Raw genomic sequence first — 17,917 nt, 5'->3', positions numbered from 1 at the left:
CTTTCTCCTTAGATTAAGATGACAAGTCCGGTGATCAAGATATTGACCAAGGACAAGGGCAACATGATCTTCCAACACAAGCGCATGAGTTGATCGGGGCGCACATGGGGGAAAGTCGCGCGCGCCCACATCGCCAAAAACACAAAGAAACAGACCTTCAGCAAGATCATCACCCCACCCGGAATGATCCACAACGGATTATACCCGCCAAAGAAAATCAGCGAGATCACAAAACAAAAGGCAAAAAGATGGGCGTATTCAGCTAAGAAAAACATGCCCCAACGCAAGCCACTATACTCGGTGCAAAACCCAGCCACAATTTCGGCTTCATGCTCTAAGAGGTCAAAGGGAGTACGATTGAGCTCGGCATAGCTGGCAATTAAAAATAAAAAGAAAGCTAGGGGTTGCTTGAAGACCAGCCAATGAAATAACCCGCCGGCTTGGTAGTTGTTGATCTCCACTAACGAGAGCGAACCGACCACCATGAGGGGGGCTAAAATAGTCAAGGTGCTCACCACCTCAAAGCTTAAAAGCTGGATGGCTGCGCGCGCTGATCCAATTAAAGCGTATTTGCTATTAGAGGCTAGCCCGGCTAGCAGGGGTGCATAAATACCTGCAGAGCCAACTGCTAGGAAAAAGAGCAGACCAACATTAATATCTGAGATAATGGGCTTGATGGTGTAGCCAAATAAAGTGAAATCCCCAAAAAAGGGAATGGGGGCCATGCACACGAAGGCACTCACCATCGCAATCACGGGGGCTAAAGAAAAGATCAAGTGGTTAGCATGTTGGGGGATAACATCTTCTTTGGTGAAAAGCTTGATCGCATCGGCGATCACTTGTAAGAGCCCAAAGGGACCGACATAAGTCGGACCTAGTCGGCGTTGGAAAATGGCTAGCACCTTGCGCTCCAAATAAGTCCCAAAAGCCCCCAAACCAGCAAAGACCAAGATAACCACTAAGATTTTTAGCAAAGTCTCTATGATGTAAGCACTCATACACTCTCCACTTGCAAATTAGCAAACCAGCTATCTTTGAAAATGCCCGCCACATCCAAACTTGGGCTAACCACAAATACCGCTTGCTCCAAGGCGTGATCGACAAAAAGTGGGCCCTCTAATTTTAAATCCCTATAACTGAGGCAAATGCGCGCCCCCTCAGCAAGCCCTAAGCTCTCCAAGTGTGCTTTAGAAGTGTAGATCCCCTCTTTGAGTTGGAGATTTTGGCTAAAAAGAGTGCCCAAGCCAAATTGGCTTTGGGGGTATTGGCAATAGGCGTTAAAAACAAGGGGTGTGCTTGGGCTAATAGGCTGGGCTTGGGCTGGGTTTTCTTGTTGGGTGATTTTAAGGGCATAACCCCTTAAATTGCTTTTATCATTGCCATAGGCATTGAGCAGATCATCATAAGCGATAGGCTGGTAACCCTTCTCTTGGGGTAACAGATGGGTATAATCTACCAAACTCTCGCCCAAAAGCCCAAAATGTTGGGCAATGTCGCTTAGATCGTAGCCTTCAAATTTGAGTGCGGGTCTTAAGGGCAATAGATGCCCTTCAAAATTGGTGGTGCTCCCCTCTAGCTGGTTAAAACTAGGCAGAATAAAATCCACGCGGTAGGCTTGGTTAAAATCACTATCCAAAGTATAATCCGCCCGTGTGCGCACACCCACGCTAGGACTCTCCAAGCTCTCTTGTTTGTCTAGCTGGCAGATTGAGGCGATGCCTAGCGCATTGGGTGTGGGGGGGATCAAGATGATCTTTATTTTAGGGTGTTTGGCAATCTCTTGGAGCATCAATGCCATATTTTGGGCCCTAGCGTGGGTGTAGATTTCCTTGCCCACCACAAGGGCAATTTGATTAGCCTTAGCCAAAAAACCCTGCATTTTGTCATAGATTTCTAAACTAAGTCCGCTCTCTTCTAAGAGTTTGTAAAAAGTCTTGGGCTTAGCGGGTTTTTCAGGATCGCTAGATGCTTGGGGGATTTCATAGGCACCCGCCAAGATGGACTCTAGACATGGACTAGAGACGTTTAAAGCCAACATCAAAGCCCCCAAAATCACTTCTTCTACGCCATGCAAACAAATGGGCAACACGCTACGGCAAATCTTGGTGATGTCTTGATCTAAAATCGGGTGGGCATAGATCAAACTAGCTTTATTGACTTTGAGCGCATTAGAGATAGCGTATTTGATGAGCGGGTTTTCGTTCTTAACTTGCGTGCCCAGCGTGAAAATCGCGTTGGCATTCCTAATGTTCTCTGTGGACTCACAAGGCACACTAAATGTGTTTAAAAACTCCTGAAACAGACGCACGGGCTCATTATAAAGCTTAAAGCCTAATTTGGCGCGCATATATTCTATCAAGTAGGCTTCTTCATTGAGTAGATCGCCCCCGATGAGCACAGACTTAGCCTCCTTGAATCGTTGCACCGCCTCCAATAAGTCAGGGCTACCCTCCTTGCTGGAGGAACAATCAAAGGCAAAACGCCCCGCGCCACAGATGGGGTTATGGTAAAAGTCATTGCCCACACGGAAGATTTTTTGATCCTCACCTAAAGTGTCAAAATGGCGCACTTCATAGTCAATCAAACACCCCGCCGCACAATGCATGCAAGTTGAGTCAATATGTTTGAGTTCCCAAGCATTGGCTTTATAGCTAAAATCTTTATAGACAATCGCGCCCACCGGGCACACCGCAATACACTCCCCGCAATCAAAACAAGGTGTATCGCCCACAAAGCCAATCATCCCCTTTTGTTTGCGATTCCACACGCTAAAGGGATCTTTGGGCATGCTGGCTTTGAATTTATCTGGGGCGTGCAGATCCGCCTTCAGTGCCTTTAAATTGCTATCCCCGATATTATCGCTACAAGTGGTTACGCAACGCTCACACATGATACACAAGTTAGGGTCATAAGAAGCCTGTGCCCAAAAGGCAAAGGGTTTTAGATTATCGCGCACGGCAAAGGGCTGGGTTTCTACCTGCATGCGCATGGTCATATCCTGCAACTCGCACTCCCCACTCTTATCGCACACCCCACACTCTAAAGGGTGATTGACATCATAGGTTTGCATGATCATCTTGCGCTCGGCTTTGATAGCGGGGGTGTTGGTGCAGATTTTGCTATTGGGTTTGGCTTTGGTGTTACAGCCATAAACCCGCTTGCCATCCACCTCTACCATGCACATCTTGCACGCCACGGTGGGGCTACACCCGCTCAAATAGCAAATGGCAGGGATATACACCCCCGCACTCCTAGCAGCCTCTAAAATGGTTTGCCCATCTTTAAACTCGATGCTTTGCCCATCTATTTCTACGCTTGGCATGCACCCACCTTTTTGACCACTAAAGTCCAATCTACGCGGTTAAATCGTAAAGAATTGAGCAAGAGATCGCCCCTTTTTTGGATAAATGCGGCACTTTGCTCCACAATATCAAAATCCACCACTTCTAACATAAAAATCACCACCTCATCTGTAGCCACGCTACTATCCATGATCGCCCCTAGACGATTCAAGACCGCTTCATTGGGCTCATCTCTTAAGGGGCGTAAATCAAAACGCCTCATCGATCCACCTCTCCAAAAACGGCGTTGCTCGATCCAATAATCGTAACTGCGTCCGCCAAATACTGCCCCACAAGCACATCTTGTAACGATCCAATATGGAAGAAACTCGGGGCGCGGATTTTCAAGCGGTAAGGGTAGGGTTCGCCCTCTGAATGGATAAAAAAGCCCAATTCGCCCTTGGGTGATTCGGTGGGCGCATAGACCTCGCCCTTGGGTGGGCGCATGCCCTGAGTAACCAAGACAAAATGTTGCATCAAGGCGTAGTTTTGGGTCATAATATCCTCTTTGGGTGCGCTGATGTAGTGGGGGGCGTGTGCCATGATCGTGGTGTTGGTGGGCGCATACAAGGGGATCAGCTGTTCTAATATCCGCAAAGACTGCTCGATTTCATACATGTAGAGCAAGTAGCGATCGTAAGAATCCCCATTAGAACCCACTGGGATATCAAAATCCAATTCGGGGTAGAGCTCATAGGGTTCTTCTTTGCGCACATCATAGGCAATCCCGGTGGCGCGCAACATGATCCCACTCGCTCCCCATGATTTTGCCATCTCTTGGGTGAGAGTGCCCACATTCTCTAGGCGTGCGCGCCAAATGCGGTTACTATCTAACAAGCCACTGATGAGTTTGTGCATCCCCCTAACTTCGGCAATAAAGCTTCTAAGCCCCTCTAGCCAACTAGGCGGTAAGTCTAGAGGCACACCCCCAATGCGGATGGCATTGTGTGTGAGTCGCGCCCCGCAATAATCCTCCATCAAATCCAACCCGTATTCACGGGTTTTAAAACAATACAGAAACACCGACATCGCGCCCACATCAAGGGCATGCACGCTCAAGAAAAAAACATGGGAGATGACGCGGTTTAATTCTAATAAAATCGTACGAATCACCTGCGCGCGTCTAGGGATTTCTAACCCCAAGAGTTTTTCCACCGCATAGGCAAAGGCATAGTTATTGCTGGTCGATGAGGTGTAGTCTAGGCGGTCGGTGGTGGGCATGTATTCATTGTAGATCATGTTCTCGCCCAGCTTTTCACAGCCTCTATGCAAGTAGCCAATATCAGGCGTAGCTTTAATGATCTTTTCCCCATCTAGCTCTAAGATCAGGCGCAACTGCCCATGTGAAGAGGGGTGTTGGGGACCAAAGTTGATCACCATTTGGTCATCATCGCGTTCAAAAATCACATTTTCAAACTGGGGTTTGAGCTTGGTAAAAATCTGTGCCATTAGGGACGCTTTTTGAGCTCTGTGGGCTCTTTGGTGTGCAAGTCTTTAACAAACAAGGACTTTTGGAAGGCGTATTTGCTAGGGTTGTCCTCCAAAGGCAAGCCCTTGGACTGTTCATGCCCAATTTTAGAGAAGTTAAAAGTATCCTTTTCATCCACCCGTGCGCTATCCCTCTGCTCGGGTCCTATCACCTTTCTATATTCCTTGCCAAAAATCTTATCCACCTCATACCATGCGGCATGTTCATCTCCCTTAAGCGGGTAGGACTTGCGCAAGGGGTGTCCCACCCAATCCTCTGGCATTAAAATACGGCACAAATGTGGGTGATCTTTAAAGATGATCCCAAACATATCATAGGCCTCCCGTTCACTCCACAGGGCCGACCTAAAAAGATGGCTTAAGCTGTCCATTGGCTCATTTTCTGCTAGCGTGCATTTCAAGCGCACCCGTCGTTTGCCTGCAAAATGGGGCGCAAAAGAGACAAACTGGTAAAAGAGTTCAAACTCCCCTCTTTTTTCCAAAAAGTCAATCGCACTCATCTCGCTCAAAGTTTCATAGCCTAAGCGTTTGAGATAGCCCGCCACGCCTGCCAAGTCGCTTTTTTGCACCCAAAAGACCGCACAATCTAATTCTAGAAAGTGTTGCAAAATCGGGTAAGAATAGCTCAAATGGTTGTAGATCACCTCATAAGGCGTGCCGATCAAAGATTTCTTAGGTGTGTTAGGGACTACATGGAATCTATCAGAATAATGCACTTGTTTTTGCACATTGGCATTGGGGCGTTGTTTTCTAATCATTATCAGCCTTAGATCAAGCGTTTGGGATTAGGGGTGGGGAGGGCTTTAGCCCGGCGGATTTTATCTTGCAACACCATCAAGGCATATTGCAAAGTTTCCGGGCGGGGCGCGCAACCGGGTAGGTAGATATCCACTGGAATAATGCGATCCACCCCCTGCACGGTGGCATAAGTGTTGAACATCCCCCCCGTATTCGCACATGATCCCATAGAGATCACCCATTTGGGTTCGGGCATTTGGTCATAGAGCCTACGAGTAAATTCGGCATGCTTTTTAGTCAGAGTGCCGGCAATGATCATCACATCAGATTGTCTAGGCGAGGCTCTAAAGATCGTCCCAAAGCGATCGAAATCAAAACGCGAGCCCCCCGTTGCCATCATCTCAATGGCACAACACGCTAGCCCATAAGTGAGGGGCCAAAGCGAGTTGCTACGCCCCCAGTTCAAAAGCTTGTCCAAAGTGCTAAGAGCAATGGGCAACCCGCTATTTTTCAAATAACTTATTTCATGCTGTGCCATTCGAGTGCTCCTCTCTTTAAAGCATAGATAAAGCCAACGGTTAATAAGAAAAGAAAGCTCAACATCTCAAAAAAACCAAAAAAGCCCAATTCTTTAAAATCCAAAGCCCAAGGGAACATGAAGACAATCTCCACATCAAAGAGGATAAAAAGCATCGCCATCACATAGAACTGGTGGGAGATGCGGTTTTGTTGTTTTAAAGCAATGGGCCCGCACTCATAGGGTGCAAGTTTGAGCTTTTCATTCTTGCGTTTGGCTAAGGCACGGCTGATATAGCGTTGGATTTTTAAAGTCCAATTAAAGACTAAAAAACTAAAGACCAATAAGATAAAAACCCCAAAGTAGGGGTGTTCTACAATGCCCTCTGCTTGCAAACACTAACTCCAACTAAACCAATCTAAATAAGTATTAAAGCATAATTTAATTAATTAAAACTTTGAAAATACCCCTAATCCATAAAACACTCTTAAGTTTTTCAAATCATCTCCCCATGCCTCTCTAGTCTTTGTTGCTATAAGGCTTTGCCCTTTTTGACCATGGTATCTTTAGAGTTCTGCATGCACCTTGTAATCAAAATACAAGTACAAATATGCTACAAATCCCCATGTTTGGGTTGCCTGCCACCCCAAAAAAGATGGCAAACGAATTTTTATGGATAAAATTGATAATAATGTATTAGATGATTTGGAGGATCGTTGTTATGAGAAAGGTTATTGCCAAACATGGTCGGAAAAAATGGGATTGACTAGATTAAGCGCGCTATTGGGGCTTTTGTGCTTTCTAGCTAATGTGGCGTGGGGGGTGGGTTGTGATCCCAATCCACACTACCATTGGGACTATGTGCTTAACCAAGCAAGGGATTTTGCGGACAAAAATCATGGTCTTAATGGTGATGGCGATCAGAGTACATATGGTCCGCAATTCGTGCTTGAGAATCATAAAGCCGTGGTGGGGGGGATCACTTATTGCGGGGCTGTGGTGCGTGGTTATCGGCCCGGGAATATTATCTACAATAGTGGCGATCGCGGTACTACGGCTGGACTTGAATTGAGTTTTATGTGTTTTGGATTTGCTAAAGGCACTAAATGGTACAAGGGTTCTTGTTTGATGTTAAATGCAGAAGCTCCTTTCTCTGAAATTCGCATGGAGTTTAAAAAGGGTGCGTTTCTCTTGCACATCAGAGAGGACTCCTATGAGTGTGGGCGCAGTATATCCACCTATAGAAGCACTTTGAGTTTTAAGCCACATGGGGATCGCTACCTCTTAAAAGCCATCAATGGGCAACTGGACGACGAAGAAGAAGACTACCCTATGGACCCCATTTATCGCCAAAAAAGAGATGGCAAACAAATTTTTATGGATAAAATGGATCGCGATATCATAGATGATTTGCTAGATCGTTGCATTAAGAAAGGGTATTGTCGAGATAGGTGATTGAATGGCAAAGTTTCTTGTATTTCTGTGCGTGTGGGTGGGTCTTTGTGATGGCTCAAATATGGCGCTGTTCCAGCGTGCGCTCTTGCAACAGACACAGGAGTTCATACATGTCTTGGATAGCAGGAGGCGCAAAGATTGCGGGTGTAGAAAGGGGTATGAGTTTGATCCAACCTGGTGCTGGTGTGATGCCTACCGCTTTGAAGCGGACTCTGTGGGGGATGTTCGTGAGTGGTGGCATAATTACAATACCCAAATATTTGAGATAAAAAAGCCGCGCATGCGTGTGTTTGTGATGTGGGGATTAGCCATTGCCACTGGTGCTAGCAATGGGATTAAAACCGTGTGCTTTGGCGTGCTCAAAGACTCAGTATGGCACCAAGGTTCTTGTTTGCAACTTGAAGATGAGTTGCCCTATTCTTTTGTGTTCTCCAGTGCCCAAGTGTCTTTTAAAAATCAACGCCTTATTTTTACCCTGCGCCAGCAAGATTGCAAGGCAAAAGACATGGAACAGGGGCTTTTCCCCAATGTAACCTATAAGCGTTTTGTGTTCTCGATGCAAAAGGGGCGTTTCTTTTTAGAGCAATACCGCTACGATGAAATGTATGAGACGATAAATTCTGATGGGATTTCTGAATGCGTGGATGCCCGCTTTCTTAAGGACATGGCCAAAATCAAGCCTGTTGCAATCCGCAAAGCAGGTTCTAATCTCTATTACAGCCGCCAAAGAGATGGGGGCGCGATCTTGATGAAGCAAATCACGCCTACCTTGTTGGAGAAGTTCCAAACGCGTTGCTACAAATCCAAGCGTTGTAAGCCTTTAGAGGTAGAGATATATAGGGCTTTTGACTTCTCGCCTAAACAGCCGTGGTGGCTTGATGGTTTAAAGCGTGTGCGATGAATAAGGGGTAATATAGAGTTTAGAAGGGTGGAGTGATCGATGGAACAGATTAAATTGTTTGTGGGGGGTTTGTTAGTGCTTATGGCTTTAGGTATAGCCGTTCTCTTAAAACGATCTTTGCTGGGCAAGTAGATAACAGACCTTTGTGCGTAGCTGTATTTTATGGGGATCTTGTAACACAAAACATGACAACTAAGGATCTTCGAGTTTCAGGTAAAAATGTTCCCACATTCATTTGTGCGGGGATTTTAAAGAGTTGGAAAGAATTAGATAAATCCACGCAACAAAAGAGCTTTTACTTGCACCGTGATGCGTTCAATGATGCGCAATTTCTGAGTTTAACAGCCAGTGTGGTTTTAAAAAGCATCGCTTTAGCTTGGAAGTGTGGCAGAGTCTTGCGGTTGCAGATGGCTATCCTGACACCATCCATAGAATCTTTTGTGTTTAAGCCAAGTTCTAAAGGGTTTTTGTTAGACGCGTATGTTTATGAAGAGTATGGTGGCATTGAGGGGGAAGATCCGGATACAGGAGAAGTGTTTAGAATCCAACCGGGCAAAAATATCTATTACAGCCAAGCTAGGGACAAGCAAAACATTTTCTTATCTAGCATAAACGATGCGTTGCTCCATAAGCTAAAAGAGCAGTGCTATAAATCCAAGCATTGCAAGGAAACAGAGTGGCAAAAGGACTCCGACTTTGAAGCAGGCGAGGGCTGGAAAGATGAAACAGATAAGTAAATATGATCATTGCCTTGCGGATACTAAAATATTAGGACTCTTGGGTTACTTATGAGGAGTGGTTATGTTTAGAATAATGCGCACCTTTTGGCTTTTGTGTTTCTTAGCTAATGTGGCGTGGGGTTTGGAGTGTAATCCTGATCAAGCCACTGCCCTAAAAGCACAAGCACAGGCGTTTATAAAAATGCCTATCAACCCAGAAATCCGCCTAGATCAAAACTATCTCATCGATCCTAACCAACCAAAGCAAGTCGCCTATATCTTAGATGTGCATAAGGCTTATGCGCATGGCGCGCTGTATTGTGGCTTTGTGGCGCGCCTTTTTGGTGCGGACAGCTTGGAAGACTTAGAAAGCGATGAAGGGTCGCGATACTACAAATACGCTGTGATGCACGCCATGTGCTTTAAGCTAACTAAGACTTCTAAAAAGGGTTCTTCTGTATTTAAGGGTTTTTGTTTGTATCTATTTCCTAGATCCACCCAATTACAAATCCATGTGGAGTTTAAAAAGGATGCCATTATCTTACGCTTTGATGATCGTTATGTCGAATGCGATCACGAACACTTTGAGAATAAAAAGTTAATCTTTAAGCCCCTTAAGGGGCATAAGCGTTATGTGTTGCAAACATACAGCCGTTGGGACGATGGTGTTGGACTCGATCCTTTTTATGATCAAAAAAGAGATGGCAAGCGAATTTTTATGGATAAAATTGATAATAATGTATTAGATGATTTGGAGGATCGTTGTTATGAGAAAGGTTATTGCCAAACATGGTCGGATAAAAATGGGATTGACTAGATTAAGCGCGCTATTGGGGCTTTTGTGCTTTCTAGCTAATGTGGCGTGGGGGGTAGGGTGTGCTTATGATTCTAATTCCTATGATTTAGATGACAAAATAGAGCGTTTTGCCCAAAAGCTTGATTCTAATTTTGTCCCCTCTGCTATTGCCAATCCTTCTAAGACAGCCCATATCCTAGAGCTGAATCGAACCTATGTAGGGAAGACTCTGTATTGTGGTGTTGTGATGCGTTTGTTGGTCGCAAATGCTAATCCATATGCACACGATGCTTATGAGGAACATGCGATTAATATGCGCCTGATGTGCTTTAATATTACCAAAAACACCCTGCAGAGATCCCAAACATTTGAGGGTTTTTGTTTGTCTTTATACCCCGCATCTAAGAGCTCGCAAATTGGCATGGAATTTAAAAAAGATGCGTTTGTGTTAGAAATTGAGGAGTCTTTCATAGAATGTGATAGCACCACATTCAAATCACAGACTCTACTCTTCAAGCAAGAGGGCGATCGCTATGTTCTGCAAAGCTACACGGGCACTATTGATAATGACGATCCCGATCCCTTTTATCGCCAAAAACGCGATGGCAAGAAAATTTATATGGACGCAATTGATAATGGCGTGCTAGACACACTAGAGGATCATTGTTATAAAAAACATGACTGCCAAACATGGGAGGAGAAACATGGGATTGAATAGACTAGGCAGGCTTGTTGGGCTTTTGTTGCTAGTAGCCCATTTTTTCTTGGGTTTGGCAGAGTCTGAGGATTTTGAACCTCCGCGTGTCGTTAAGATGCTTAGGGATCAAAGTAGTGAGTTTTCACTTAACGATCCAAGGGAACAAAGCGGTCATCCCATAGAGGTCTTTGAGGAGAGTAAAACCCATGTGGGCAAGACCCTCTATCGGGGCTTTATGTTGCGCACCTTGTGGCCAAGTGTGGATGATATCAATGAGAAACTAGGTAAAATCAACTGGAGCACCATGTGTTTTGGTTTTTTCAAGGGCTCTAAATGGCAAAAAGGCTTTTGCTTAGAGCTCAACTCTAACGCCACCTTTTCACAAATTAGTATGGATTTTAAACAAGACACTTTTATTTTGCGCATCAATGAATATGCGATTGAATGCGACTGGGAGCACAGAAGCCTAGAGATTCTAACCTTCAAGCCTTTTAAAAATCGCTATGTCTTGCAAAGCTATAGCCGTATCAACGACAGCGATAAAGACATCGATCCCTTTTATGCCCAAAAACGCGATGGCAAGAGAATTTATATGGATACAATCAATCACAGCGTGTTGCAGGACTTGCAAGATCACTGCTATGAGAAAGGTGATTGCCAAACATGGGAAGACAAGCGTGGAATTGAGTAAGTGGGCATGGATTTTAGCACTCAGTCTTGCTTGGGGTGGTGCGCAACCTTGCGCCTGCCTGACAGACTATTCTAGCGCGCTAGACGCTCTGGGCACGCAACTATCTAAGGCATTAGCCCCAAACCCTAAGCTAAACCCAAAAGATTACCTCTCTTATGTTGTCAAGGGCACTCTTCAGTTTAAAACCCCCGATCCCTTTGTTCTCTTTGGCTATGCTGCACACAACCAAGATTACAGCAAAAACGGGTTTTGTGTGGGTTTGGGCACTCGATTAGATTTTCATACAAATTTTTGTCTAGTCAGCACGCGCTCTAAGGGTTGGTATATTAGTCCCTTTTGGCTAGATAAAGGGTTATTGCACATTGAGTTTAGCAGGGAGCAAAACGGGCATTTGGAATATAACCATCTGATTTTTGCCAGAAAAGATCAAGCCTTTTTCTTGCAACGCTTTTACCGCCAAAACTACCCTACCCAAACCCCCATCTCCCCACTCTATGACAAACTTAGAGTGGGGATCAAGAGCACCACTCTGTATTACAGCTCCAAGTATAGCCCTGCTCCAATCCCAATAGATAGTATCAGCGATACACTCTTAACGCGTTTGCAAACAGAATGCGCACAAAGCCAACCCTGTTTAAAGGCGCGCCAAGAAGAGCCCTTAAGCCTTGAGCAAATGCGCGCCCACATTGCCCCATGGCTTAAAGAGATAGCCCAACAAGTAGGCATGCCAACAAATTCTAAGAAAGTGTGGCTAGTCTCTCAAGCCTTCATTGCTAACCAACAAAAGTATTTGCTAGGCATAGACAGCCTCCAAGACAAAAATAAAAGCATTTTTTGCTTGGGGATTTTCCATGGGCAAGAAGCGCGCAAGGGGTTTTGTTTGCAAGTTTTCACAAAAGAGCCTGACATTAAGCTTTCATGTGAGGAATCTTTGTTGAAAATCCAAATAGATACAAAGTCAGCCATCCAACGATACCTTGTTTTTCAAGCTATTCAAGGTCAGTTTTATTTGCGCCAATACTATGAAGTGTTTTTAGCCCAAGATGTCCTTAAAATCCCGCACAAAATAGGAGAAAAATTGTATTACAACCAAGAGAGAGACAAGCGGCAAATCCCCATGCAGGCTCTTAGCACCCCACTTTTAGAGGAACTCAGACAGACATGCGTGCTACATGGCTTATGCCAAACCCCTTTACTTGAACCATGAGCATGGCACTTGATTGGATCCAAGCCTTGATCTTAGCTTTGGTGGGTTTTGTTACGGGCGTTACGGCGGGCTTTTTTGGCATTGGCGGGGGCGAGATTGTTGTGCCTGCGGCTATTTTTGCCGGTTTTACCTACAGCCATGCGGTGGGGATTTCTCTATCCCAAATGCTCTGTTCCTCTTTAATTGGCTCGATCATCAATTATAAAAAGGGCTTGTTGGACTTAAAAGAGGGGAGTTTTGCTGCTATTGGGGGATTGGTGGGGGCAATTTTGGGGAGCTTTTTACTCAAGTTCATTGATGATCGCATTTTAATGGGAGTCTTTGTGGTGGTGGTGTGCTATACATTCATCAAATACGCCTTTTCACGCCCCAGCGCACATTCCAAGCACTACACAGACGCGCACTTCCAACTCCACGCCCAACCCATGACCCCAGTTGCTAGCTCCACGCGCTGGGGGTGGGGCGTGGATAAAAAACATGCCCTGCTAGCCTTAGCTGGTTTGATAACTGGGATTTTTTCTATCCCTCTTGGCATGGGCGGGGGGATTTTAATGGTGCCTTTTTTGGGCTATTTTTTAAACTACAGCACCCAAAAGATCGTGCCTTTGGGGCTCTTTTTTGTGATCTTTTCCTCTCTCTCAGGGGTCATCTCTTTATACCACTCCGGCGTGTTAGATGATCGCGCCCTGCAGGCTGGATCGATCACGGGGTTAGGCGCGCTCTTAGGGGTGGGCATAGGGATTAAACTCATCATGCTAGCTAGTGAGAGGATTCATAAAATATTGCTACTTTGCATTTACGCCCTAAGCATTATGGCAACTTTATTCCAGCTGATTAAGGCGTGGGTTTAGAATAGCGATAATAGGCTGCACATGCCCCCTCAGAACTCACCATGCATGCGCCAATAGGGTGGGTGGGGGTACAGACTGTGCCAAAAAGGGAGCAATCAAGGGGTTTAACCACGCCCTTTAAAATATCCCCACACAAACAAGATTTGTGATCAAGGCGGGCATTTTGGGGCAGGTATTCTTTAAACACAATCTCAGCATCCAAATCGGCATAACTGGGACGCAAACCCATGCCAGAAAAAGGGATTTCCCCTAATCCACGCCATGCAAATGCGCGTGCCTGCATCACCTCTTCAACTAAGTTTTGTGCCCTCAAGTTGCCCTGCATGCTCACTACACGGCTGTATTGAATCTCTAGTTGAACGCGCCCTTCTAGCACCTGTTTTAACAGCATATAAATCCCCTCCAGCATATCTACCGGTTCAAACCCAGCCACCACAACGGGGAGTTGGTGTTCTTGCACAAAGGGAGCATAAATCTTAGCCCCGCTGATCACGCTCACATGGGAGGGGGCAATGAGCGCATGGATTTGGTGTTTAGAATTTAAAATAGTGCGTACGCTAGGGGGTACAAGCACATGGTTTAGATGGAAAAAGAGATTATTGAGCTTGCGCTTTCTAGTTTGCTGGATTAAACTTGCACTCATAGGGGTTGTGGTCTCAAAACCGATGGCAATAAAAATCACTTTTTTACTGGGGTTATCTTGTGCAATCTGCAAAACCTGCAGAGGGCTATAGACAAAACGCACATCTTTACCTTGCGCTCTGACTTGTTGCAAGCTGGCTTGGCTTCCGGGGACTCTGATGAGATCGGCTAGAGTTACAACAATACTATTGGGCATGCACGCTAAAGCAATGGCTTGATCGATGCGTAACTTAGGCATCACACACACAGGGCAACCCGGACCATGCACAAAGTTTAATGCAGGTTCTAGGATCGCGCTTAATCCATAGCGCATTAGAGTGTGCGTGTGCCCCCCACACACTTCCATAATGCTTAGGGGGCGTAAGGGTGGGGGGAGTTGCTGGGCTAAGTTTTGAATCTTGGCTATGAAAGCCAGAATCACATCTTGATTTCTAAAGGCATCAATGAGATTAGGAGTCATCATCCATGTTTGCGATCATTTGCTCGTAAAGAGCTAGGGACTCTTGGGCATCTTGTTGGTCTATCTTGCCCATCACAAAGCCCACATGCAAGAGCACAAAATCCCCCACATCTACCGGCTCGCCCATCAAATCCAAGCTTGCCTCGCGTTGCACGCCCAGTGTCTCTACAAGGGCGGTGCTACCCTCAATGGCGATCACCTTAGAGGGGATGGCTAGACACACGAAGATTCCCTAAAAAGAATGCTCGGATTGGTAATTCTGATCGCGTCTTTGGACCAAAAAGTCCTTAAAGGCTTGCAAAGAGTGGGGGTCTTTGGCACTCAAGGTAAAAATGGGTGTTTGGGGTTTGAGCTTGTCCATGTCTTCTTGCACCTGCGCCACCCTAAAGCCAAAAACATCCATCAAGTCAGCCTTGCTCACCACCACCGCATCGGCGCATAAAAACATCGTGGGGTATTTGAGCACCTTGTCATCGCCCTCGGGTGTGGAGAGCAAAACAATATTCATCGCTGCACCCAAGTTATAGCTAGATGGGCAAACTAAATTCCCCACATTTTCAATCACCAAATAATCACTTTGTGCGATCGCCCCCTTTTGCTTGAGAATATCATAAGCCCCCTCAATCATGGCAGCCTCTAGGTGGCACGCCTCACCCGTGGTGATTTGTTGGGCAACTACACCTTTCTTAACCAGTCGATCGGCATCGCGATTAGTTTGTAAATCCCCCTCAATCACGCAAAATTTAAAATCCTCAAAGCTAGCGAGATTTTCTAAAAGTGTGGTTTTACCACTACCCGGGGAGCTCATAAAATTAAGCACATACAAGCTATCTTGAGCGTAGCGTTTTTTCATCTCCAACGCTTTTAAGTCATTTTTACTTAAGATTTTTTCGACCACCTTGACATCTTTTTTGCTCAAATTGGGGTTGTTATTGAGCGATTGGGTTCTAGTGTCTAGCATGTGTTACTCCTAAAAATTTTTGGTGCATACTAGCACAAAAGATTAAATCTAATACCCACGCTCTGATTTACAGATGCCAATCCACCCGCTCTGCACGCTGGGGGATCAACACCCATAAATCCCCCTCTTTTAAGGTTTGGGGTGTTTGTAAAGAATTGAGGGGTAAAGAGACAATTTGTCTTTCTAAAACCAATTCCACACTCTGCCCCTTAATCTCTAGCACCCGTGCGCATAAACCCTCTTGGGTTTTAAAATCACGCATAAGGCATGTGTGTTTTTGGGGCTTTTCTTCAATCCAGATCAAATTGTGGGCGAGTTTGTAGGCTTCTAGCAGATCGTGGGTGATGATTAAAGTTGTGAGTTTGAAATGCGCGCTGATATATTTGAGTTGTTCTTGCAAATGCGCCCGCGCATCTGCATCCAAAGCACTCAAGGGTTCATCTAGGCATAAAAGGGCATTGGGCTGACCTAAGATACGCACCAATGCGCGCGCTAGGGCAACTCGTTGGACTTGCCCGCCAGAGAGCATGGGGGTGGGGTGTTTTAAAAGCCCCTCTAAACCCATTAAGCTAATCACTTCCTCAATGTGCGCTTGGTGGCGTGGGTTGCCAAAAATGATATTGTCATAGACATTTAAATGTGGGAAGAGTGCGCCATCTTGGAAGACAAAGCCCAAGGGGCGTTTTTGGGGCGGGAGGCAAATTTTTTGAGTGGTATCCAGCCACACAGACTCTTTAAAGCAAATGCGCCCTTTTTTGACTAACTCCAACCCAGCTAAGACACGCAAAAAGGAGCTTTTGCCTGCCCCTGAAGGGCCACACAGCACGCTAATTTGTTGGGTTTTTAAATCTAGGTTAGCCTCCAGCTCAAAGGGACCCCTAGCCCCCTCTAGCTGTTTGCTAAACTCAATGTGGAGCATAGGAGGGCTACCACTCCCAACCCCCACCAATACGGAAGGCTAAGTAGGTGGGGATTTTCAAGTTACCCAAAAAGCCTACAGGACCCGAATCTTGTGAATTGTTAAATCCGATCATCTTGAGGCTAGATTGCACGGAAATATCCAACACCCTAAAGAGGCGCAAGCCCCCGGTCAAAATCACGCCCTGATTGAGCCCCTCTTTAGAGACATTCCCCATCGCCCCAAATTTGATGCCAAACCATTTCCAATTTGCCATAATGCCCCCGCCAATCATTTGGCTACGCCTACCAATCATCAGCGTTTTATTGTTGGTTAAATCAAAATCCACGGCTAAATTCAGCCACTTCCAGCGATAACCCAGCCCCAAGCGCACCTGTGGATCGATTCGCATATCTGAGATGCCGGAGTTATAGCGGATTTTGGGGGCGTTTAAGTATTTGCCCACAAGCCCGATTGTAAAGCCCTTAATGCGGTAAGCTGTGCCTAAATCTAGCCCAAAGTGGCTTTGTTGCACCACATCGCTAAAATTAAAGTTAAAATTAGAAACCAAAGAGTTAAATTGGCCGATTAAACTTTGTATATTCCCTGTTAAGCCCACCCCGTAGCTTAGGGTGTAAAGATACCTCAAGGCTACGCCCACAGAGAGTTTGCCCCCTTTGTGGAAATCAAACCCATAAGCATAACCAAAGGGTACACTCCCAATAGCCAAGCCCCTAATGGCTGCAGTATTTTTGGCATTGGGTGAGAGGATGGAGCTATTGAGAAATGCGTTTTGGTTGCTTTGGCTCAGAGTGAGGCTATTTTTATTAGCCCCAATCTGGATAAAGGGAGGCACATGCGCACCCGGGGGCAAGGGGGGCAAACCAAGGGTGGAGGTGGGGACAATGATTTGGTTATATTTGGGGTTTGCTAGCACACTACCCCCTGCAAAGGCACTGGCAAAAATCCCGATTCCAAAAGTTCCAATCCCTCCCTTGCGCTTCACTTTGGGGTGGATTTGCACCACGATACCATTTTGAGAAGATAGATGTATCCCATTGCTTTTTAATAAATTTTGGAAAGCATTGGCCCCATTCACTAGAGCCTTGGCCGCCTTCCCTTCATTGGCATTGATCGTAACACTAGAACTCTGACCCATAATAAATCTTCCCATGCCCTCAGCATGGGATTGGAGCAACTGATTTAAAGATTCAGCATCTTTACCTAAGGCAGACCCACTGAGTGCTTGGGCACCCAACTCTAAAAAATTTTCCTGCCCTATAGAGGCCCCAAAGCTGTACCCAAACTTCGTTCGGGAGTCTATATCCAAGAGTGCAGGGTTATAATAGAGTCCCCAACTGGAGTTTTCTAAAGCGACCCCAGCTCCCCCCATTCCAAAACTGGTATCCCCCATCTCACCAAATTCAAGTCCTTCCAGTCCTCCACAAGCTAGAGCACAATAAAATAACACTCTTTTTGCAGACACAACAACCACACTCCTTTACTTTGATATTAAACCAGCTTTGGACTCAGTATTTACTCAGTGTTAAACTAG

20 protein-coding genes are annotated in these 17,917 nt (G+C 45.7%); 8 read left to right on the top strand and 12 right to left on the bottom strand.

What is annotated here, in order from left to right; all coding sequences use genetic code 11:
- Positions 1–8: 8 nt before the first annotated feature.
- The 7 genes from nuoH to FNE76_RS04005 are packed head-to-tail and all read right to left on the bottom strand — an operon-like array spanning position 9 to position 6,479.
- Positions 9–998, bottom strand: coding sequence for an NADH-quinone oxidoreductase subunit NuoH (nuoH, locus tag FNE76_RS04035; RefSeq protein ID WP_143928385.1), 990 nt, complete (start codon positions 996–998; stop codon positions 9–11).
- Entirely contained in the window at positions 995–3,322 is a 2,328-nt protein-coding gene (locus tag FNE76_RS04030; RefSeq protein WP_143928384.1) for an NADH-quinone oxidoreductase subunit G, read from the bottom strand. The genes nuoH and FNE76_RS04030 overlap by 4 nt, the downstream gene beginning before the upstream one ends.
- The gene (locus FNE76_RS04025) at positions 3,310–3,564 is read right to left on the bottom strand and encodes an NADH-ubiquinone oxidoreductase subunit E family protein (protein WP_120947332.1); all 255 of its coding nucleotides are present in this window, start codon (positions 3,562–3,564) and stop codon (positions 3,310–3,312) included. Before FNE76_RS04025 ends, FNE76_RS04030 begins: the two co-directional genes overlap by 13 nt.
- On the bottom strand, positions 3,561–4,790 hold the full coding sequence (gene nuoD / locus FNE76_RS04020; RefSeq protein ID WP_120947331.1) for an NADH dehydrogenase (quinone) subunit D: 1,230 nt from the start codon (positions 4,788–4,790) through the stop codon (positions 3,561–3,563). Before nuoD ends, FNE76_RS04025 begins: the two co-directional genes overlap by 4 nt.
- Positions 4,790–5,587, bottom strand: a complete 798-nt coding sequence (locus FNE76_RS04015; RefSeq protein WP_120947330.1) for an NADH-quinone oxidoreductase subunit C — start codon at positions 5,585–5,587, stop codon at positions 4,790–4,792. The genes nuoD and FNE76_RS04015 overlap by 1 nt, the downstream gene beginning before the upstream one ends.
- An 8-nt stretch (positions 5,588–5,595) precedes the next feature.
- On the bottom strand, positions 5,596–6,105 hold the full coding sequence (locus FNE76_RS04010; RefSeq protein WP_006015822.1) for a NuoB/complex I 20 kDa subunit family protein: 510 nt from the start codon (positions 6,103–6,105) through the stop codon (positions 5,596–5,598).
- Positions 6,087–6,479, bottom strand: a complete 393-nt coding sequence (locus FNE76_RS04005; protein ID WP_120947329.1) for an NAD(P)H-quinone oxidoreductase subunit 3 — start codon at positions 6,477–6,479, stop codon at positions 6,087–6,089. The genes FNE76_RS04010 and FNE76_RS04005 overlap by 19 nt, the downstream gene beginning before the upstream one ends.
- Before the next feature lie 277 nt (positions 6,480–6,756).
- Here FNE76_RS04005 and FNE76_RS04000 point away from each other — a divergent pair, with 277 nt between their 5' ends.
- The 8 genes from FNE76_RS04000 (at position 6,757) to FNE76_RS03965 (ending at position 13,401) form a co-directional block, all read left to right on the top strand.
- Complete coding sequence (locus FNE76_RS04000) at positions 6,757–7,539, top strand: hypothetical protein (RefSeq protein WP_235852157.1); 783 nt, start codon at positions 6,757–6,759, stop codon at positions 7,537–7,539.
- A 61-nt stretch (positions 7,540–7,600) separates the two neighbouring features.
- Positions 7,601–8,440 (top strand): hypothetical protein, encoded by an 840-nt coding sequence (locus FNE76_RS03995; RefSeq protein WP_120947328.1) that lies wholly within the window; start codon positions 7,601–7,603, stop codon positions 8,438–8,440.
- A gap of 185 nt (positions 8,441–8,625) precedes the next feature.
- Entirely contained in the window at positions 8,626–9,177 is a 552-nt protein-coding gene (locus tag FNE76_RS03990; protein ID WP_120947327.1) for a hypothetical protein, read from the top strand.
- A 64-nt stretch (positions 9,178–9,241) separates the two neighbouring features.
- Positions 9,242–9,976 (top strand): hypothetical protein, encoded by a 735-nt coding sequence (locus FNE76_RS03985; protein ID WP_120947326.1) that lies wholly within the window; start codon positions 9,242–9,244, stop codon positions 9,974–9,976.
- Positions 9,927–10,673 (top strand): hypothetical protein, encoded by a 747-nt coding sequence (locus tag FNE76_RS03980; protein ID WP_162983023.1) that lies wholly within the window; start codon positions 9,927–9,929, stop codon positions 10,671–10,673. The genes FNE76_RS03985 and FNE76_RS03980 overlap by 50 nt, the downstream gene beginning before the upstream one ends.
- The gene (locus tag FNE76_RS03975) at positions 10,660–11,343 is read left to right on the top strand and encodes a hypothetical protein (protein ID WP_120947324.1); all 684 of its coding nucleotides are present in this window, start codon (positions 10,660–10,662) and stop codon (positions 11,341–11,343) included. The genes FNE76_RS03980 and FNE76_RS03975 overlap by 14 nt, the downstream gene beginning before the upstream one ends.
- Positions 11,294–12,550 (top strand): hypothetical protein, encoded by a 1,257-nt coding sequence (locus FNE76_RS03970; RefSeq protein ID WP_143928383.1) that lies wholly within the window; start codon positions 11,294–11,296, stop codon positions 12,548–12,550. Before FNE76_RS03975 ends, FNE76_RS03970 begins: the two co-directional genes overlap by 50 nt.
- Positions 12,551–12,552: 2 nt before the next feature.
- Positions 12,553–13,401, top strand: coding sequence for a sulfite exporter TauE/SafE family protein (locus FNE76_RS03965; RefSeq protein ID WP_120947526.1), 849 nt, complete (start codon positions 12,553–12,555; stop codon positions 13,399–13,401).
- Here the strand turns inward: FNE76_RS03965 and hypD are convergent.
- The 5 genes from hypD to traF form a co-directional block, all read right to left on the bottom strand.
- Positions 13,385–14,506, bottom strand: coding sequence for a hydrogenase formation protein HypD (gene hypD / locus FNE76_RS03960; RefSeq protein WP_143928382.1), 1,122 nt, complete (start codon positions 14,504–14,506; stop codon positions 13,385–13,387). The genes FNE76_RS03965 and hypD overlap by 17 nt on opposite strands.
- A complete protein-coding gene (locus tag FNE76_RS03955) occupies positions 14,493–14,726 on the bottom strand; it encodes a HypC/HybG/HupF family hydrogenase formation chaperone (RefSeq protein WP_120947321.1) in 234 nt (77 codons plus the stop codon). Before FNE76_RS03955 ends, hypD begins: the two co-directional genes overlap by 14 nt.
- A 9-nt stretch (positions 14,727–14,735) precedes the next feature.
- Positions 14,736–15,464, bottom strand: coding sequence for a hydrogenase nickel incorporation protein HypB (gene hypB, locus FNE76_RS03950; protein ID WP_120947320.1), 729 nt, complete (start codon positions 15,462–15,464; stop codon positions 14,736–14,738).
- Positions 15,465–15,531: 67 nt separating this feature from the next.
- Complete coding sequence (locus tag FNE76_RS03945; protein WP_120947525.1) at positions 15,532–16,383, bottom strand: ATP-binding cassette domain-containing protein; 852 nt, start codon at positions 16,381–16,383, stop codon at positions 15,532–15,534.
- Between the two features lie 7 nt (positions 16,384–16,390).
- Complete coding sequence (gene traF / locus FNE76_RS03940; RefSeq protein ID WP_235852156.1) at positions 16,391–17,848, bottom strand: conjugal transfer protein TraF; 1,458 nt, start codon at positions 17,846–17,848, stop codon at positions 16,391–16,393.
- Positions 17,849–17,917 lie beyond the last annotated feature (69 nt).

The sequence above is a fragment of the Helicobacter mehlei genome (assembly GCF_007280785.1).
In the GTDB taxonomy this organism is placed as follows: domain Bacteria; phylum Campylobacterota; class Campylobacteria; order Campylobacterales; family Helicobacteraceae; genus Helicobacter; species Helicobacter mehlei.
The sequence above is the reverse complement of the archived record's forward strand: the minus strand, read 5'-3'. Positions and strand labels throughout refer to the sequence as shown.

Bases quoted from the DNA above. Each gene is read 5' to 3' on its own strand.
- nuoD (WP_120947331.1), bottom strand. From the start codon at position 4,790: ATGGCACAGATTTTTACCAAGCTCAAACCCCAGTTTGAAAATGTGATT.
- hypB (WP_120947320.1), bottom strand. From the start codon at position 15,464: ATGCTAGACACTAGAACCCAATCGCTCAATAACAACCCCAATTTGAGC.
- FNE76_RS04030 (WP_143928384.1), bottom strand. From the start codon at position 3,322: ATGCCAAGCGTAGAAATAGATGGGCAAAGCATCGAGTTTAAAGATGGG.
- FNE76_RS04010 (WP_006015822.1), bottom strand. From the start codon at position 6,105: ATGGCACAGCATGAAATAAGTTATTTGAAAAATAGCGGGTTGCCCATT.
- hypD (WP_143928382.1), bottom strand. From the start codon at position 14,506: ATGATGACTCCTAATCTCATTGATGCCTTTAGAAATCAAGATGTGATT.
- FNE76_RS03965 (WP_120947526.1), top strand. From the start codon at position 12,553: ATGGCACTTGATTGGATCCAAGCCTTGATCTTAGCTTTGGTGGGTTTT.
- FNE76_RS04015 (WP_120947330.1), bottom strand. From the start codon at position 5,587: ATGATTAGAAAACAACGCCCCAATGCCAATGTGCAAAAACAAGTGCAT.
- FNE76_RS04000 (WP_235852157.1), top strand. From the start codon at position 6,757: ATGGATAAAATTGATAATAATGTATTAGATGATTTGGAGGATCGTTGT.
- FNE76_RS03990 (WP_120947327.1), top strand. From the start codon at position 8,626: ATGACAACTAAGGATCTTCGAGTTTCAGGTAAAAATGTTCCCACATTC.
- FNE76_RS03970 (WP_143928383.1), top strand. From the start codon at position 11,294: ATGAGAAAGGTGATTGCCAAACATGGGAAGACAAGCGTGGAATTGAGT.
- FNE76_RS03985 (WP_120947326.1), top strand. From the start codon at position 9,242: ATGTTTAGAATAATGCGCACCTTTTGGCTTTTGTGTTTCTTAGCTAAT.
- FNE76_RS03945 (WP_120947525.1), bottom strand. From the start codon at position 16,383: ATGCTCCACATTGAGTTTAGCAAACAGCTAGAGGGGGCTAGGGGTCCC.
- nuoH (WP_143928385.1), bottom strand. From the start codon at position 998: ATGAGTGCTTACATCATAGAGACTTTGCTAAAAATCTTAGTGGTTATC.
- FNE76_RS03995 (WP_120947328.1), top strand. From the start codon at position 7,601: ATGGCGCTGTTCCAGCGTGCGCTCTTGCAACAGACACAGGAGTTCATA.
- FNE76_RS03975 (WP_120947324.1), top strand. From the start codon at position 10,660: ATGGGATTGAATAGACTAGGCAGGCTTGTTGGGCTTTTGTTGCTAGTA.
- FNE76_RS03980 (WP_162983023.1), top strand. From the start codon at position 9,927: ATGAGAAAGGTTATTGCCAAACATGGTCGGATAAAAATGGGATTGACT.
- FNE76_RS04025 (WP_120947332.1), bottom strand. From the start codon at position 3,564: ATGAGGCGTTTTGATTTACGCCCCTTAAGAGATGAGCCCAATGAAGCG.